A 14,494-nucleotide genomic window follows, 5' to 3' on the forward strand; every position below is an offset into this window, starting at 1 on the left:
CCGGCAGCGCTTCAGGAAGGTGCGTCGCAAGAGCGCCACTCGATGCAGCGTGGTTGCCGATCTAAATTTTGTACATTGAATTGTTTTTAAATTCTGTTTTACTTTCTAAATGAACCCTAGCATCCGACAGCTCGACGCCTTCGTCGCGGTGGCACAGTCGCGCAGCCTGGCCGAGGCCAGCGAGCGCATCCACCTCTCCCAGCCGGCTATCTCGATAGCCCTGCGTAAACTGGAGGAGACGGTGGGCGGTGCCCTGTTCTCGCGCAGCACCCGCCAGCTCACCCTCACCCCGGAGGGCGAAGCCTTCCTGCCGGTGGCAATCCGCCTGCTGCATGACTGGACCGATGCCTTCGAGGATCTTGACGAGCTGTTCTCGAAGAAGCGCGGCAAGGTCACGGTCGCGGCACTGCCTACCCTGGCCGCCGGCCTGCTGCCGGGCGTCATCGCCGCCTTCCACGCCCGCTATCCACGTATCAACTTTGCCCTGCACGACGTGCTCGCCGAGCAGGTGAACACGATGGTGCGCGAAGGGCGTGCCGACCTGGGGCTCTCGGTGCCGCCCATCGATTCCGAGGATCTCGCTTTCGAGCCGGTACTGGAGGATCGCTACGTGGCCGTCTGCCCACTGGGTCACCCGCTGCTTGAACGACCCCAGGTCACCTGGCACCAACTGGCCGGCCATCCTTTCATCGGCATCAACCGGCTCTCCAGCTCGCGGCAGGATATCGACCGCATCATGGCCGAGGTGGGTCAGCCACTCGATATCATCTGCGATGCCAGCCAGATCGCCACCGTGGGGCGCATGGTGGCGGCCGGGGTGGGCATCAGCGTCCTGCCGAAGCTCAGCTTCCGCCAGATCGCCGGCCACGGCATCGACTACCGACCGCTGGAATCTCCCGACGTGAGTCGCCCCCTCGGCATCGTCCAGCGCCGCCGGCATGCTCTCTCCACCGCTGCGGTGGCCCTTCGCGAGATGATCATCGAAGCCGCCCGTATAACGGACGCCTGAACTAGTGCGTCTTGTGTGCGGGTCCGCTGAAGAGAGTCCAAGGTAAAACCTTGTTGCCTCACTGCCGGGTCCCCAATGATCGCTCAGATCGGTGTCCACCAATGCTGGGTAGGATCACCCCAAGGCAGGGGCCACTTCCTGGTCATCGACTCAACTCTCCAGAGGGCAAAGATTGCTACGAAAGGATAAGAGCCAGGTACGGCGGAACCGAAGTAATGACCGGACTAAAAGGGCCCGTGCTGCCAAAGCAGACACGGGCCAAGGAGGAAAAAAGTCATGCCAGCGCGCCGACGCCTGAGCGCCGGCGTTACCGGTCAGCCGGCACTCTTTGCCGGGAAGCGCTTGCGCAGGGCCTCGCGCTCCTGGGAGAAGTCGAAGTCCCGGAACTCAACCAGCATCGAGATCAGCGCCCCAAGGATCAGCGCCCAGAAGGAAGCACCGATGCCGAAGATCTGCAGACCCGACACCGCGATCAAGAAGGAGAACATCGCCCCTACCTCATGCTTGCCGGAGAAGGTGATATGCATCGCCGAGCTGATCACCCGCAGCAACGCCAGGCCTGCGATGATGGCGATGAAGTAGCTCGGCATCGCCTCGATCAGGCTGAACACGAAGCCGTAGAAGGGTGCGCAGACCACGAAGATGATACCGACGATCACCGCTGCCACCCAGCGCTTGTCATGGATTCCCGCTTCGGGGGAAGAGCAGATGCCGGTCATCGGCGCGGCGATGCAGGTGCTGTGGAGATTGAAGAAGGCCGACACCATGGTGCCGATGCCGCCGACGAAGGTGATGGCATTGGCCGGCGCCTCCTTGTAGCCCATGCCCTTGACCAGCCCAACGCCGGCGGGCGTTTCCATGCCCACCAAAATCAGTGCCAGCGGTAGGCCGTAGGCCAGGAAGGCGTCCATGGAGAAGGCCGGCACGATGAACTCGGGCATGCGGAAGGAGAACTCCACGCTTGAGAAGTCAGCCCCGGAGAGCGCCATGTAGAGCACGCCCATCACCAGAGTGGCCACCAGCGGAGGTATCCGACGCAGGAAGCGCGCCGAGAGGAAGAAGGCCAGGATCATCACCACCGCCGGTATCAGGGCGTTCTGCAGGGGCATCACCATGTTGGTGCCGAACTTGAGCAGCACGCCGGCCACCATGCCCATGACGATCGGCATGGGGATCAGTCGCATCACCAGGCTCATCCAGCCGGCCAGGGCCACCACCACCGAGATGGCGCCCGCCATCAGCGTCGCCCCCAGGGCCTCGTTGAGCCCCACCACGGGGACGATGGCGGCGAACAGCAAGGCGCCGGGAATGGAGTTGGCCACCGGCAGGGGAAGACGGTAATAGGCCGGCAGGATCAGGCCGAACAGGCCGTTGATGAAGAGGTAGCTGATCACCCACAGCAGGGTGAAATCCTTGGGCAGCCCCGCCGCGGTGCCGGCGCTGATATGGATGATGCCGGCGCTGAGGCCGAAGATGCCGGCGACCACGCCGGCGCTGAGATTGTCGGCATTAAGGTCGCGCAGGAAGTCCCGCGGCGCTGACGCGAGGCCAGCGCCTTTCTCGAGGTGTCTCATTCTGTGCTCCAGGGGGCTTGTTGTCGTTGCTGTCGGAAGCCACGGATGGTCAGGAGGCAAGGCGAGCCGGCGGCACGGAGGCCGCCCTGGCGCAGGATTCAGCCCTGGTCGCCGCCGCCCACCGGCAGCACGCTGCCGGTGATGTAGTTCGCCTCGTCAGAGGCCAGGAACAGGATCGGCGCAGCCATCTCGTCCAGGGTGCCGTAGCGTTTCATCAGGCAGCTCTGCTTGGTCTGATCGATATGCGCCTGGAACCAGGCTTGCTCCGTCTCGTTGCGAGGTTCCGGGGTACCGCGGGAGATCTTCCGCGGCGGCGCCTCAGTCCCGCCAATGCCGGCGGCCGTCACGCGTATACCGTGCTCGGCGTATTCGAAGGCCAGGGACTCGGTCAGCGCATTGACGCCACCCTTGGCCGCCGAGTACGGGATCCGGTGGATACCTCGGGTCGCCACCGAGGAGACGTTGACGATCACGCCTCCGCCTTGCGCCACCAGGGTCGGCAGCACCGCCCGGCAGCACCACAGGGTGGGCATCAGCGAGCGCTGAACCTCGGCGGCGATCTCGGCCTGAGTAAACTCGGTGAACGGCTTGAAGTTGATCGCGCCGCCCACGTTGTTGATCAGGATGTCGATCCGACCGAAGTGCTCCACCGTGCGGGCCATCACCTGCTCGGCCCCCTCCCAGGTCTCGAGGTCGGCTTGCAGGGCGATGGCGTCCACGCCCTGCTCGGCAAGCCCCGCCACCACCTCATGGACGAGGTCGGCACGATCCACCAGGGCCAGGCGGGCACCTTCGGCGGCGGCCCGCTCGGCGACCCGCTGGCCGATGCCCTGGGCTGCGCCGGTGATCACCATCACCCGCCCCGTAAAACGTGAGCCGTCGAAGCGTTGTGACGTCATGTCGCCTCTCCCGGTGCCTGGTTGGGGGTGAACTTCTCGTAGTGGAAGCTCTGCGGCACAATGCCTTCCTTGTCGAAGTGCTTGAGCACGGCATCGACCATCGGGGGCGGCCCGCACAGGTAGACGTCGATATCGCCGTCGTGCATCACCTCGGCATCCATGTGATGGGTCACATAGCCCTTGCGCGGATGCTCGCTTGTCTCATCCACCACCACGGTGGAGTAGGTGAAGTTCGGCAGCTCCGCCGCGAAATGCTCCAGGGCGTCGACCTTGACCAGGTGGTCGTCCTTGTTGACGCCGTAAATCAGATGAATCGGCTGCTCGGATGTCGTCCCTTCTGCCCGCTTCTGGACCAGCAATTCCAGCATGGAAAGGAAGGGGGCCAGGCCGGTACCACCGGCCAACATCAGCACCGGACGGGTGATCTCGCGCAGGTAAAAGCTGCCCATCGGACCGGTGAGAGCCAGCCGGTCACCAACCTCGGCGCGCTCGGTCAGATAGCCGCTCATCACCCCATTGGGGATATTGCGGATCAGAAAGGTCGCACGCCGTTCGCCAGGCTTCGAGCTGAAGGAATAGGAGCGGTGCTCCTCGGTGCCGGGCACATCGATATGGATGTACTGCCCCGGCAGGAAGGCCAACGCAGCCTCGTCGTCCAGGTCCACGCCCAGTTCGATGCTGTCCTCAGAAAGTTCCTCGACCACGGCCAGGGTGCCCTCAAGCCTGCCAACCTGGGTCTTGCAGAGTGTGGAATCCACCGGGATCTGGATAACGCAGTCCGAGGACGGCACCATCTGGCAGGTCAGCACCTGGCCTTCGGCGGCTTCCTCGTCGGAGAGCGCTTCCTCCAGATACTCGTCGCCCAAATCGAAGTCGCCCTGTTCACAGTGTCCCTTGCAGGTACCGCAGACGCCGTCGGAGCAGTCCATCGGCAGGTTGACCTTCTGCCGGTAGGCGGCGTCGAGGACCGTTTCCCCTTCCTTGCAGCCGATGAAACGGCTGACGCCATCCTCGAAGTTGAGGGCAATGGTATAGCTCATGGTCGAATCTCCTCCCGCACCCGGTCAGATGTGATAGATGTCGATGACCTGGTGGATGTAGTCGTTGTTGAGTTGCACGACTTTTCTGGTGATCAGCGGCGTCTCTCCCGACACGTCCAGGGTGTAGAAGGCGCTGCCGAAGTAGCTGTCGGTCTTCTTGTAGCGATGGCTCAGGGTGTGCCAGTTGAAGCGCAGTTCCACCCGGTCACCGTCCTCCTCGAGGATTTCGAGGTTGGTGATCTGGTGGGTGGTGCGCGGCTCCGGCGTGCTCGCCCCGCTGCGCTCGGTCTTGATCCGGTAGACCCGGTCCTCGAGCCCTTCGCGGTTCGGGTAGTAGATCAACGAGATCTCGGACTGCGGGTCGCGGGTCAGCTCGTCGTCGTCGTCCCAGGCCGGCATCCAGAACTCGGCGTCCTGGCGGTAGCACTCCAGCCATTCGTCCCACTGGCGGTCGTCGAGCAGGCGTGCCTCGCGGTACAGGAAGGCCTGGATAGCGTGATAGCTGATACTCATGTCTGTTCTCCCCTTCTCGGTCGGGCGCGCTTAGGCACTCTCGGTCGCACGTTCGGTGGCGATAAACTGGCTGCGTTCCTTGTCGATGGCGCGCAGCATCTCCTCGACCCAGTGCTGGTGGTGCAGCACGTAGAGGCCCTCGTCTTCCGGGGAGGCACCACTCATCAGCGGCTTCATGCCGATCGCCTGGGCGTTGTCGTCGGCGCCCTCGATCCACTGCTTGGCGCCGCGGGAGAGGTCGTTCCACTCGGCATTCGCGCCGTTGTAGCCGTCCTGGCAGGCGCGAAATTCCTCGAGGTCGTCCGGCGTGCCCATGCCCGAGACGTTGAAGAAGTCCTCGTACTGGCGGATGCGCACGCGGCGGTTCTCCGCGGACTCGCCCTTGGGGGCGAAGCAGTAGATGGTGACTTCGGTCTTGTCGACGGACAGCGGGCGCAGCACGCGGATCTGCGTGGAAAACTGGTCCATCAGGTAGACGTTGGGGTAGAGGCAGAGGTTGCGGGTCTGGTTGACGATGGAGTCGGCCCGGGCTTCGCCGAGTTCGGCTTCGATCTCGTCCTTGCGGGTGTAGACCGGGCGCACCTCGGGGTTGAGCAGCCGGGTCCACAGCATCATGTGGCCATTCTCGTAGGAGTAGAAGCCGCCCTGGCTCTTCGACCAGCCGTCGGCGTCCACCGCCTTGGTGCCGCCGGCGTCGTAGTTGCGACGCTCCATGGTCGAGGCGTAGTTCCAGTGCACGGAGCTGACGTGGTAGCCGTCGGCACCGTTCTCGGCCTGCAGCTTCCAGTTGCCGTTGTAGGTGTACGACGAGGTGCCGCGCAGGATCTCCAGGCCTTCCGGCGCCTGATCGACGATGTTGTCGATGACCTTCATCGTCTCGCCCAGGTACTCCTCGAGCGGCTGGACGTCATCGCTCAGGCTGCCGAACAGGAAGCCCTTGTAGTTGGCGAAGCGCGGCAGGCGCTTGAGGTCGTGGGAGCCTTCCTGCTTGAAGCCTTCCGGGTAGGCGCCGTTCTTCTCGTTCTTGGCCTTGAGCAGCGTGCCGTCGTTCTTGAAGGTCCAGCCGTGGAAGGGGCAGGTGAAGGTGCCCTTGTTGCCCTGCTTGCGACGGCACAGGGTGGCGCCACGGTGGGCGCAGGCGTTGATCAGGCCGTGCAGCTCGCCAGCCTTGTCGCGGGTGATGACCACCGGCTGGCGGCCCATGGTCACGGTGTAGTAGTCGCCCGGCTCGCTGATCTGGCTCTCGTGGGCCAGGAACAGCCAGTTGCCCTCGAAGATGTGTTTCATCTCCAGGTCGAAGAAGGCCGGGTCGGTGAACATGCTGCGGTGGCAGCGGAAGATGCCGTTGTCGACGTCGTCGACGACGGCGCCGCGGACGCGTTGTTCGAGTTGGTCAAGCTGGGTGGTCATGATCCAGATCCTCGCGTTGTTGTCGTCTGGGTCCGGCGGGCCCAGAGGGTGCCCGCCGGCATCAAGGGATGGGGTGCCATTCAGACCTTGGCGGTGCCGGCCAGCTGGCTGTGCTGGTCCTGCTCGTCTTCCTTGGCCCGCGGGCGGGCGTGGCGATGCTGTAGCTCGGGATCGTCGGTCCTGGCCAGCTCGACGTCGAACACCACCGCGGAGAAGGGACCGTCCATGCCGCGGTTGGCGATCTCATCCGGGTCCTCGATGCGTTCAGCCGGCACCACCAGCTCCTCGCGGGTGGCAAAGGCGAAGTCGTCGAAGGTGTAGGGGTCGCCGGCCAAATTGATCTGGGTGGTCAGGTGCTTGTGGCCCGGGGCGGAGATGAAGTAGTGGATGTGCGCCGGGCGCTGGCCGTGACGGCCGAGCAGGTCGAGTACCTGCTGGGTCGGGCTGTCCGGCGGGCAGCCGTAGCCGGAGGGGATGATGCTGCGCGCGGTGTAGCGCCCTTCACTATCGGTAAAGATGGTGCGGCGCAGGTTGTAATCCGACTGTGTCGGGTCGAAGAAGGAGTAGCCGCCCTTGGAGTTGGCGTGCCAGATCTCGACCTTGGCGCCGGCGACGGGGTTGCCGTCGACGTCGCGCACCTGGCCGGTCAGCCACATGGCCTCGCCGTCCTGGTCCTGACCGTCGTCCATGCGCGCGAAGCCCTCGGCCTCCGGGGCACCGGCCACATAGAGCGGGCCCTCGATGGTGCGTGGGGTACCACCGGTCAGGCCGCGCTCGCGATCGGCGGCGTCCATGCGAAGATCCAGGTAGTGGTCGAAGCCCAGCCCCGGGGCCAGCAGGCCGAACTGGGTGCCGTTGCCCAGCGCGTTGAGTACGCTGACGGCGGACCAGAACTCTTCGGCGCTGACGTCATAGTCATCCATCAGGCGGAAGAGGTCGGAAAGCAGGCGGTGCATGATCTGCTTGGCGCGCTCGTTGCCACCGGCCTGGTCGAAGCCGGCGACGGTGTTCAGGAAGTCCTGAACCTCGGGAGTGTCGAATATCTTCACGGTCATGGTCTTGTCCTCATTCTTTCTCTGGTGAAGTCCCGTGAACGGGAACTGGCGTGCTTCATCCGTGACTCAGGCGTCGTCCTCGCGGATGGAGGACGGGTGGCGACACAGCGGCTTGACGCTGATCTCCATGTAGGGAAAGAGCGGCAGGTTGCTGACCAGCTCCTGCAGCTCGGCGTTATCCTCGACGTCGAAGATGCTGACATTCGAGTAGCTGCCAGCCACGCGCCACAGGTGGCGCCATTTTCCGGAGCGCTGCAGCTCCTGTGCGTAGGCCTTCTCGTTCGCCTTGATCTCGGCAGCCTGTTCGGCCGGCATGGACGGCGGCAGCTTGACGGTCATTTCCACTTGAAACAGCATGACGTTCTCCTCCTCTTTACTCGGGACTTGCCCGATAACGACTGACTTGCGTGCCTTACTTGCGTGCATTACTTGCGCGCATAGTGCGCCAGCTTGTCCTCATCCAGGATGATGCCGAGCCCCGCCCCCTGGGGCAGGTCGACACCGAACTCGTGGTAGTTCAGCGGCTCGGCGACGATGTCGTCCTTGAGCAGCAGGGGACCGAACATTTCGGTGCCCCAGGCCATCTCGGGCAGGGTCGCCCAGGCGTGAAGGGAGGCCGCGGTACCGATGGAGCCCTCGAGCAGGGTGCCGCCGTAGAGGCCGACACCGGCGGCCTTGGCCAGGTGGGCCAGTTCGAGCGCCCCCTGCAGGCCACCGGACTTGGCGATCTTCAGGGCGAAGGCACCGCTGAAGCCGCCGCACACCAGGTCGAGCCCGTCGCGGGCGTCCTGCACCGCCTCGTCGGCCAGCATCGGCACCTCGAAGCGCTGCGACAGGCGGATCAGGCCGGCCTGCTCGCGGGCCGGGATGGCCTGCTCGATCAGCGCGATGCCGGCGTCCTGCAGGGCCTGGATACCGCGAACAGCGGTAGACTCGTCCCAGGCCTGGTTGACGTCGACCCGGACGCTTGCCCGGTCGCCCAGTGCCTCCTTGATCGCGGCCACGTGACGCACGTCCTGGTCCACCGGGTTGGCGCCAATCTTCAGCTTGAAGTCGCAATGGCTACGCTGCTCCAGACGCAGCAATGCCTCGTCGATGTCCTTGTCGGTATTCCCGCTGGCCAGGGTCCAGAGCACCGGCAGCCGAGAATGGCAAGTGCCGCCCAGCAACTCGGCCACGGACAGGCCCAGGCGCTTGCCCTGGGCGTCCAGCAGGGCGGTTTCCAGCGCTGACTTGGCAATGGCATTCCCCCGGGCATGGTGGTTCATGCGGGCACGCAGCACATTGATGTTGTTCGAGGGCTGGCCGATCAGCAGCGGTGCCAGGTAGGTATCGATGTTGCGCTTGATGCTCTCGGGACTCTCGGGGCCGTAGGCCAGTCCGCCGATGGTGGTCCCCTCGCCGAGGCCCTCGACTCCATCGGAGTGACGCATGCGTACGATCACCATCGTCTGGCAGGCCATGGTGGTCATGGAGAGCTTGTGGGGACGGATGGTCGGCAGGTCGACCAGCAGCGTCTCGATGGTTTCGATAACCGATGACATTGGGGCTCCAGGGGTTGGCAATCGGGTAATTGGTGGGAAGTCTGATTGCTCCTGGCAATCCCAACCAATATTGTTTGGGTGCCCTGCCATACCCTGGAGGTATCATGGAGCTACGCCATCTCAGGTACTTCTGCGTGGTCGCCGAAGAGTTGAATATGACATCTGCCGCCGAGCGGCTACACATGTCACAGCCCCCTTTATCTAGGCAGATCAAGCAATTGGAGAGAGAAGTCGGGGCGGAGCTGTTCGAACGCGGCTCCCGAGGGTTACGCCTGACTCCGACGGGTCAGTTCTTCCACCAGCATGCCATCCAGATACTGGAGAAGCTGGACGCCACTCTGGAGTCCACTCGGCGCATGGCACGCAGCAAGCGCGTCATGTTCGGCATCGGTTTCGTGCCGTCAGTGTTCTACGGGCAGTTACCTCTGCTGGTCCGCGACTTACGACAAAAGGATAATGTCGAGCTGAGCCTGGCGGAGCTGACGACGGTGCAACAGATCCAGGCGCTGAAGGCGGGTCGGATCGACATGGGATTCGGACGAATGCGCATCGATGATCCGGAAGTGGAGCAGGAGGTGCTGTTCGATGAGCCAATCATGGCAGCCGTGCCCTGTGGTCACCCTCTGGAGAGCACTACACCGACCCTGGTGGAGCTGGCCCGCTACCCGCTGATCCTGTTCCCCGCTAAACCACGCCCCAGCATGGCCGATATCATGCTGGGCATGTTCCGCCGCCAGGGGCTCAAGGTAGAGGTGGTACAGGAAGCCAACGAACTGCAAACAGCGCTGGGTCTAGTGGCCTCGGAGATCGGCATCAGCCTGGTACCGGAGCAGGTAAAGCGCGTCCGCCGCGACGGCGTGAGCTTCGTCTACCTGGCCGACAAGACCTTGACGTCTCCGGTGCTGTGCAGCCGACGCCGAGGCGAAGAGCCCTCGCCGATCATGCGCGACGCCAACGCTATCCTCGAGGTGCTCGTGGAGAACCGCCGCAGCGGGCGCTATCCATGAGGCGCCGGTGCCAAGCGCTATACCTTCGTCCCCGTAGTCTGAGGAAGAGCCTCGATTCGAGAGCCGAGAACCGAGGTCTTGACCAACCGCAGCTGGCCGATATGCACGCCGATGCGTCCCCTCCGCAAAGCGAAAGCGTTGGGTGAGAAGCTCTCGAAAACAGCGACGTACCATACTCGGGCAGGTCGTCAGTCAACTAGCACGACTCGACGGCGGCCAGCAGCACCACGGACAGCGTGAGCAACGGGCGCAAGAGGAAGTGCAGGCAAATCGCATCATTCATCTTCGTCGATAACCAGAAAAACCAGCCTGGCCCTCAAGGTCGAGGGAAGTATGCCCCGTCACCTGAATATCTCATTGACCAGATTGATCAGGTTGTGAAGTGCCGGCGAGTCGTTGCTCGACCGCCAGGCCATCCACAGCGGCATGTCGCAGGAGGTGAGTTCGTCCAGGAGCAGGAAGCGAACGCCCGGCATGGGGTGGGCACTGCTGGCCGAGGGCACGATGGCGATACCCAGGCCGGCCGCCACCATGCTCAGGATGGTGATGTTGTCGGCGCCGTACTGCACCACCCGCGGCGCGAACTCGAGGCGGGCGAAGTGGGCCATCACACGGTCGTAGTAGACCGGTGAGACGCTGCGAAAGCCCCACACGAAGTCGGCATCCTTCAGCTCGCTCAGGCGGCGCGGTGGCTCTGTCGCCCACTGCGAGGCTTCGGGCACGGCGAGCATCAGGTGATCGTGCTGCAGCAGGCGGGTCTCGAGACCTGGCTGTTCGGCACTGTCCAGGTAGAGGATGCCGGCATCCAGGCTACCCTCCCGCAACCGCTCTAGCTGGGGCCCCGACAGCAGCGGGAAGACCTCGAAGGCGACCTGGGTATAGCGATCGCGATAGCGCCTCAGCAGTTTGGCCACTTCCGGCACCCAAAGGTGGGTCACCGTTACCCCCAGGCTGACCTTACCGATCAGCCCCTGGCCCAGTGCCGAGAGTCGCGTTCGAATCCGGGTGCGCCTGTCGAGCAACTGAACGGCCTCGTCGTAGAGCGCCTTGCCGGCCACCGTCAGGCTGACCCCACGGGCATGACGCTCCAGCAATCGAGTGCCCAGGTCCTCCTCCAATAGTCGAACCTGCCGGGTCAGCGCCGGCTGGGCGATGTGCACCCGGCGGCTGGCCGCGGAGATGGAGCCTGTCTCCGCAACGGCAATGAAATAGCTGAGTTGGCGAAATTCCATGGTCGCCTCACCGGTAGAAAAAGGAAGTCTTCGACCCTATCCATATCAATACGGCATACCAGCAATACTAAACCTATATTTTTTCTATCGAGCAAGGCGTTTCATAGTCCAGGGACAACCCATAACAAGTCTCGCTGTGTGCGAGTTGGATGACTCCCCATGAACAAGACCTATCACCTGCTGACGGGACTGCACTTCACGTTGTGCACCCTGGCCATGATCTGGCCCGGCGCCCTGATCGCCAATCGCATAGAGCCCATTGTGCTGGGCCTGCCCTTCCTGTTTTTCTGGTACATCCTGTGGATGCTGGTGCTCTTCGCCGGCATGTGGATCGCCTTCGTCGTACGTCACGGAGGTGGCCGCCATGAGTGATTCCATGATCGTGGTCGGCATCACGCTGGCCTATCTCGCCGCGGTGCTGTGGGTCGGCCTGCGGGCGCGCAACCAGGAAAGCTCCAGCCTGGAGGGTTATGTCGCCGGCGGCCGCCATGTCGGCGTGGTGATCCTCTTCTTCATCCTCGGCGCGGAGATCTTCTCAGCCTTCGCCTTCCTCGGCGCCCCAGGCTGGGCCTATCAGCATGGCTCGCCGGGCTTCTATATCCTCGCCTACCTCTCGCTGGTGCCGATCACTATCTGGGCCTTGGGCCCGCGGGTGGCGAAGCTGGGACGCGAGCGGGGTTATCTTACCCAAGGCGATATGATCGCCGACCGCTACCGCAGCAAGCCGCTCGGCATCCTGGCCGGCGTCATCGGTGTGCTGGCCTTGGTGCCCTACCTGACCATCCAGATCGCCGGGGCCGGCCTGCTGTTCCAGGCGGCCACCGACGGCCTGGTGCCCTTCTGGCTCGGTGCCCTGCTGGCTTTTCTGGTGGTGGCCGCCTATGTGTTCGCCAGCGGCCTGAGCGGCATCGGCTGGACCAACCTGATGCAGGGCATCATGATGATCGCCATCGCCTGGTTCCTCGGCCTCACCATTCCCGAACGCCTCTATGGCGGCGTCGGCGAAATGTTCGCTCAGCTTCAGCAGACGGCGCCCGAATACCTCACCATGCCGGGTGCCACCAACATGAGCTGGGGCTACTTCAGTACCGCCGTGCTGGTCAGCGCCTTCGGCGGCGCCATGTGGCCGCACCTGTTCATGAAGTTCTATTCGGCAGACAGCGGCGAGTCCCTGCGCAAGGTCAGCGTCTTCTATCCGCTCTACGCCACCCTGCTGGTCCCGCTGCTGTTCATCGGCTTCGCCGGCATCCTGGTGTTCGCCGAAGAGCCTCTGGCACGTGCCGACACCGTACTGCTCAAGATGGTGATGGATGTGGCCAACTTCTCGCCCTGGGTCATCGGCCTGATGCTCTCCGGTGCGCTGGCGGCGGCCATGTCCACCGGCGCCAACCTGGCCCATACCGCGGCTGTGGTACTGGTACGCGATGTCTTCGGGCCCACGGTCATGAAGGAGGCCAGCGAGAAGGCCACGGTGTCGGTCACCCGCTGGAGCGTTCTAGGGCTGTCGCTGATCGCCTATCTCTTTGCGCTGATCAATCCCGCCTCGCTGGTCATGCTGCTGCTCGGGGCCTATGGCCTGCTCGTCCAGCTGTTCCCCATGGTGATCGGCGCACTGTTCTTTCCGCGCCTGCGCCGCGCCAGCGTAATGCTCGGTGCCCTAGTCGGCAGCCTGGCCTATCTGCTGATGGAGTTCATCTGGAGCTCCCCGCTGGGCTGGCATGCTGGAGTCTGGGCGATCCTGCTCAACCTCCTTGTCGTTGCCGTCAGCCAGCAGTTCAGCCAACCGGCTTCCCCGAAGCCGGCCGCGGCCCAACAACCTTCTTGATGGATACGGAGACTCTCATGACCATGCACGCTCAAGATCCTGACCTGAAAGAAGCGATCGCCGCCCAGGCCGATGAGGCCTTCGAGAGGGTTCAGTCGCTCTACCGCCAGCTTCACCAGCATCCCGAGTTGCCCTTCCAGGAGCACGAGACCAGCGCGCGGCTCGCCGAGGCGCTGGAACTTCTCGGCCTCGAGGTGAGCCGTGGCGTGGGCGGCACCGGCGTGGTGGCCCTGCTCGAGAACGGCGAGGGCCCCACGGTGATGCTGCGTGGTGACATGGATGCCCTGCCGATCAAGGAAGACACCGGCCTGGACTACGCCAGCACGCGCACGGCAGAGACCGAGAGTGGCACGGTGCCGCTGATGCATGCTTGCGGTCACGACCTGCACAGCAGCTGCGTGGTGGGGGCCGCCGCCGTGATGACCGCACTCAAGGAGCAGTGGTCCGGCACCCTGATGCTGGTCTGCCAGCCCGCCGAGGAGATCTTCGGCGGGGCCCAGGCGATGCTGGAGGATGGCCTCTACACGCGCTTCGCTCGACCGGATGTGATCCTCGGCCAGCACAACATGCCCGCCCTGGCGGGCACCGTGGGGCATCGTGCCGGCGGCACCATGGCGGCCTGCACCAACCTGGCCGTGACCATCCACGGCGCCGGTGGCCACGGCTCTATGCCGGCGCAGACGGTGGACCCGGTGGTGATCGCCGCCCATGTGGTCACCCGCCTGCAGACCATCGTCGCCCGAGAGGTGCCGCCGGAGGAGACCGTGGTGGTCACCGTCGGCAAGCTGCACGCCGGCACCCAGGCCAACATCATCCCCCACTCGGCCGAGCTCGAGATCAACATCCGCAGCTTCGACAACGCCCTACACCGCCAGGTGGTGGAAGCCATCGAGCGCATCGTGCGTGCCGAGTGCGAGGCTGGCCGCGCCCCGAAGCCCCCGGAGTTCCGGGTGCTCAACGAGACCCTCGCCCTGCACAACGACCCCGCGGCGGTAGAGCAGGTGCGCCATGCCCATGGTAAGCACTTCGGTGAGGCCCATCTCTATGGCATGCCACGACTCAACGGCAGCGAGGACTTTCCCTACTTCGGCAATGCCGAGGCAGGAGGCTTCGGTGGCGAGGATATCCCCTATGTCTACTGGTTTATCGGCGCGACGCCGGCGTCACGCTGGGCGGAGACACCCGGCCAGAGCGTGGCGGAGAAGATGCGCCACCTAGAGATGCCTCACTCGCCGTATTACTTCCCGGGCAACTCGGTAACCCTGCGCACCGGCATCGAGGCCATGGCGGTGGGCGCACTGGCGTGGCTGGGTGGCGAATACGACGGATCCTCAGGCGCCTAGCCCAAGAAAGGTCGGGAGCCGACTCCGGGAAAGATGGGACTCA

Annotated in this window: 14 protein-coding genes; 5 read left to right on the forward strand and 9 right to left on the reverse strand. The window is 64.1% G+C overall.

The features are described from left to right. Positions 1-109: 109 nt before the first annotated feature. Complete coding sequence (locus tag HALO32_RS00875) at positions 110-1,009, forward strand: LysR family transcriptional regulator (RefSeq protein ID WP_151441889.1); 900 nt, start codon at positions 110-112, stop codon at positions 1,007-1,009. Between the two features lie 314 nt (positions 1,010-1,323). Here the strand turns inward: HALO32_RS00875 and HALO32_RS00880 are convergent, their stop codons facing one another. From HALO32_RS00880 to HALO32_RS00915, 8 genes are all read right to left on the reverse strand, one after another. Then, on the reverse strand, positions 1,324-2,583 hold the full coding sequence (locus tag HALO32_RS00880) for a benzoate/H(+) symporter BenE family transporter (RefSeq protein ID WP_151441890.1): 1,260 nt from the start codon (positions 2,581-2,583) through the stop codon (positions 1,324-1,326). Positions 2,584-2,681: 98 nt separating this feature from the next. Further along, positions 2,682-3,482 (reverse strand): benzoate diol dehydrogenase BenD, encoded by an 801-nt coding sequence (benD, locus tag HALO32_RS00885; protein ID WP_151441891.1) that lies wholly within the window; start codon positions 3,480-3,482, stop codon positions 2,682-2,684. Further along, positions 3,479-4,522, reverse strand: coding sequence for a benzoate 1,2-dioxygenase electron transfer component BenC (gene benC, locus HALO32_RS00890; protein WP_151441892.1), 1,044 nt, complete (start codon positions 4,520-4,522; stop codon positions 3,479-3,481). The genes benD and benC overlap by 4 nt, the downstream gene beginning before the upstream one ends. 24 nt (positions 4,523-4,546) lie before the next feature. Then, on the reverse strand, positions 4,547-5,035 hold the full coding sequence (gene benB, locus HALO32_RS00895; RefSeq protein WP_151441893.1) for a benzoate 1,2-dioxygenase small subunit: 489 nt from the start codon (positions 5,033-5,035) through the stop codon (positions 4,547-4,549). Between the two features lie 30 nt (positions 5,036-5,065). After that, positions 5,066-6,445 (reverse strand): Rieske 2Fe-2S domain-containing protein, encoded by a 1,380-nt coding sequence (locus HALO32_RS00900; protein ID WP_151441894.1) that lies wholly within the window; start codon positions 6,443-6,445, stop codon positions 5,066-5,068. Between the two features lie 80 nt (positions 6,446-6,525). Continuing rightward, positions 6,526-7,500: a catechol 1,2-dioxygenase gene (gene catA, locus HALO32_RS00905; RefSeq protein WP_151441895.1), complete on the reverse strand. Its 975-nt coding sequence runs from the start codon at positions 7,498-7,500 to the stop codon at positions 6,526-6,528. Positions 7,501-7,566: 66 nt separating this feature from the next. Further along, positions 7,567-7,857 (reverse strand): muconolactone Delta-isomerase, encoded by a 291-nt coding sequence (gene catC, locus HALO32_RS00910; protein ID WP_151441896.1) that lies wholly within the window; start codon positions 7,855-7,857, stop codon positions 7,567-7,569. Positions 7,858-7,925: 68 nt separating this feature from the next. Next, on the reverse strand, positions 7,926-9,044 hold the full coding sequence (locus tag HALO32_RS00915; RefSeq protein WP_151441897.1) for a muconate/chloromuconate family cycloisomerase: 1,119 nt from the start codon (positions 9,042-9,044) through the stop codon (positions 7,926-7,928). A gap of 104 nt (positions 9,045-9,148) precedes the next feature. Here HALO32_RS00915 and HALO32_RS00920 point away from each other — a divergent pair, with 104 nt between their 5' ends. Next, positions 9,149-10,051, forward strand: coding sequence for a LysR family transcriptional regulator (locus HALO32_RS00920; RefSeq protein WP_151441898.1), 903 nt, complete (start codon positions 9,149-9,151; stop codon positions 10,049-10,051). Positions 10,052-10,392: 341 nt separating this feature from the next. Here the strand turns inward: HALO32_RS00920 and HALO32_RS00925 are convergent, their stop codons facing one another. Continuing rightward, the gene (locus HALO32_RS00925) at positions 10,393-11,283 is read right to left on the reverse strand and encodes a LysR family transcriptional regulator (RefSeq protein ID WP_151441899.1); all 891 of its coding nucleotides are present in this window, start codon (positions 11,281-11,283) and stop codon (positions 10,393-10,395) included. Positions 11,284-11,442: 159 nt separating this feature from the next. On the opposite strand from HALO32_RS00925, the gene HALO32_RS00930 reads away from it, so the two are divergent. The 3 genes from HALO32_RS00930 to HALO32_RS00940 are packed head-to-tail and all read left to right on the forward strand — an operon-like array spanning position 11,443 to position 14,451. Then, on the forward strand, positions 11,443-11,655 hold the full coding sequence (locus tag HALO32_RS00930) for a hypothetical protein (RefSeq protein WP_151441900.1): 213 nt from the start codon (positions 11,443-11,445) through the stop codon (positions 11,653-11,655). Further along, complete coding sequence (locus HALO32_RS00935; protein ID WP_151441901.1) at positions 11,648-13,108, forward strand: sodium:solute symporter family protein; 1,461 nt, start codon at positions 11,648-11,650, stop codon at positions 13,106-13,108. Before HALO32_RS00930 ends, HALO32_RS00935 begins: the two co-directional genes overlap by 8 nt. Before the next feature lie 17 nt (positions 13,109-13,125). Then, positions 13,126-14,451, forward strand: a complete 1,326-nt coding sequence (locus HALO32_RS00940; RefSeq protein ID WP_225809618.1) for an amidohydrolase — start codon at positions 13,126-13,128, stop codon at positions 14,449-14,451. Positions 14,452-14,494: the final 43 nt, after the last annotated feature.

The organism is Halomonas lysinitropha, from assembly GCF_902500215.1.
Taxonomy (GTDB): domain Bacteria; phylum Pseudomonadota; class Gammaproteobacteria; order Pseudomonadales; family Halomonadaceae; genus Halomonas; species Halomonas lysinitropha.

Excerpts from the sequence above, each read along its gene's own strand:
- HALO32_RS00875 (WP_151441889.1), top strand. The coding sequence starts at position 110 with ATGAACCCTAGCATCCGACAGCTCGACGCCTTCGTCGCGGTGGCACAG.
- HALO32_RS00880 (WP_151441890.1), bottom strand. The coding sequence starts at position 2,583 with ATGAGACACCTCGAGAAAGGCGCTGGCCTCGCGTCAGCGCCGCGGGAC.
- benD (WP_151441891.1), bottom strand. The coding sequence starts at position 3,482 with ATGACGTCACAACGCTTCGACGGCTCACGTTTTACGGGGCGGGTGATG.
- benC (WP_151441892.1), bottom strand. The coding sequence starts at position 4,522 with ATGAGCTATACCATTGCCCTCAACTTCGAGGATGGCGTCAGCCGTTTC.
- benB (WP_151441893.1), bottom strand. The coding sequence starts at position 5,035 with ATGAGTATCAGCTATCACGCTATCCAGGCCTTCCTGTACCGCGAGGCA.
- HALO32_RS00900 (WP_151441894.1), bottom strand. The coding sequence starts at position 6,445 with ATGACCACCCAGCTTGACCAACTCGAACAACGCGTCCGCGGCGCCGTC.
- catA (WP_151441895.1), bottom strand. The coding sequence starts at position 7,500 with ATGACCGTGAAGATATTCGACACTCCCGAGGTTCAGGACTTCCTGAAC.
- catC (WP_151441896.1), bottom strand. The coding sequence starts at position 7,857 with ATGCTGTTTCAAGTGGAAATGACCGTCAAGCTGCCGCCGTCCATGCCG.
- HALO32_RS00915 (WP_151441897.1), bottom strand. The coding sequence starts at position 9,044 with ATGTCATCGGTTATCGAAACCATCGAGACGCTGCTGGTCGACCTGCCG.
- HALO32_RS00920 (WP_151441898.1), top strand. The coding sequence starts at position 9,149 with ATGGAGCTACGCCATCTCAGGTACTTCTGCGTGGTCGCCGAAGAGTTG.
- HALO32_RS00925 (WP_151441899.1), bottom strand. The coding sequence starts at position 11,283 with ATGGAATTTCGCCAACTCAGCTATTTCATTGCCGTTGCGGAGACAGGC.
- HALO32_RS00930 (WP_151441900.1), top strand. The coding sequence starts at position 11,443 with ATGAACAAGACCTATCACCTGCTGACGGGACTGCACTTCACGTTGTGC.
- HALO32_RS00935 (WP_151441901.1), top strand. The coding sequence starts at position 11,648 with ATGAGTGATTCCATGATCGTGGTCGGCATCACGCTGGCCTATCTCGCC.
- HALO32_RS00940 (WP_225809618.1), top strand. The coding sequence starts at position 13,126 with ATGACCATGCACGCTCAAGATCCTGACCTGAAAGAAGCGATCGCCGCC.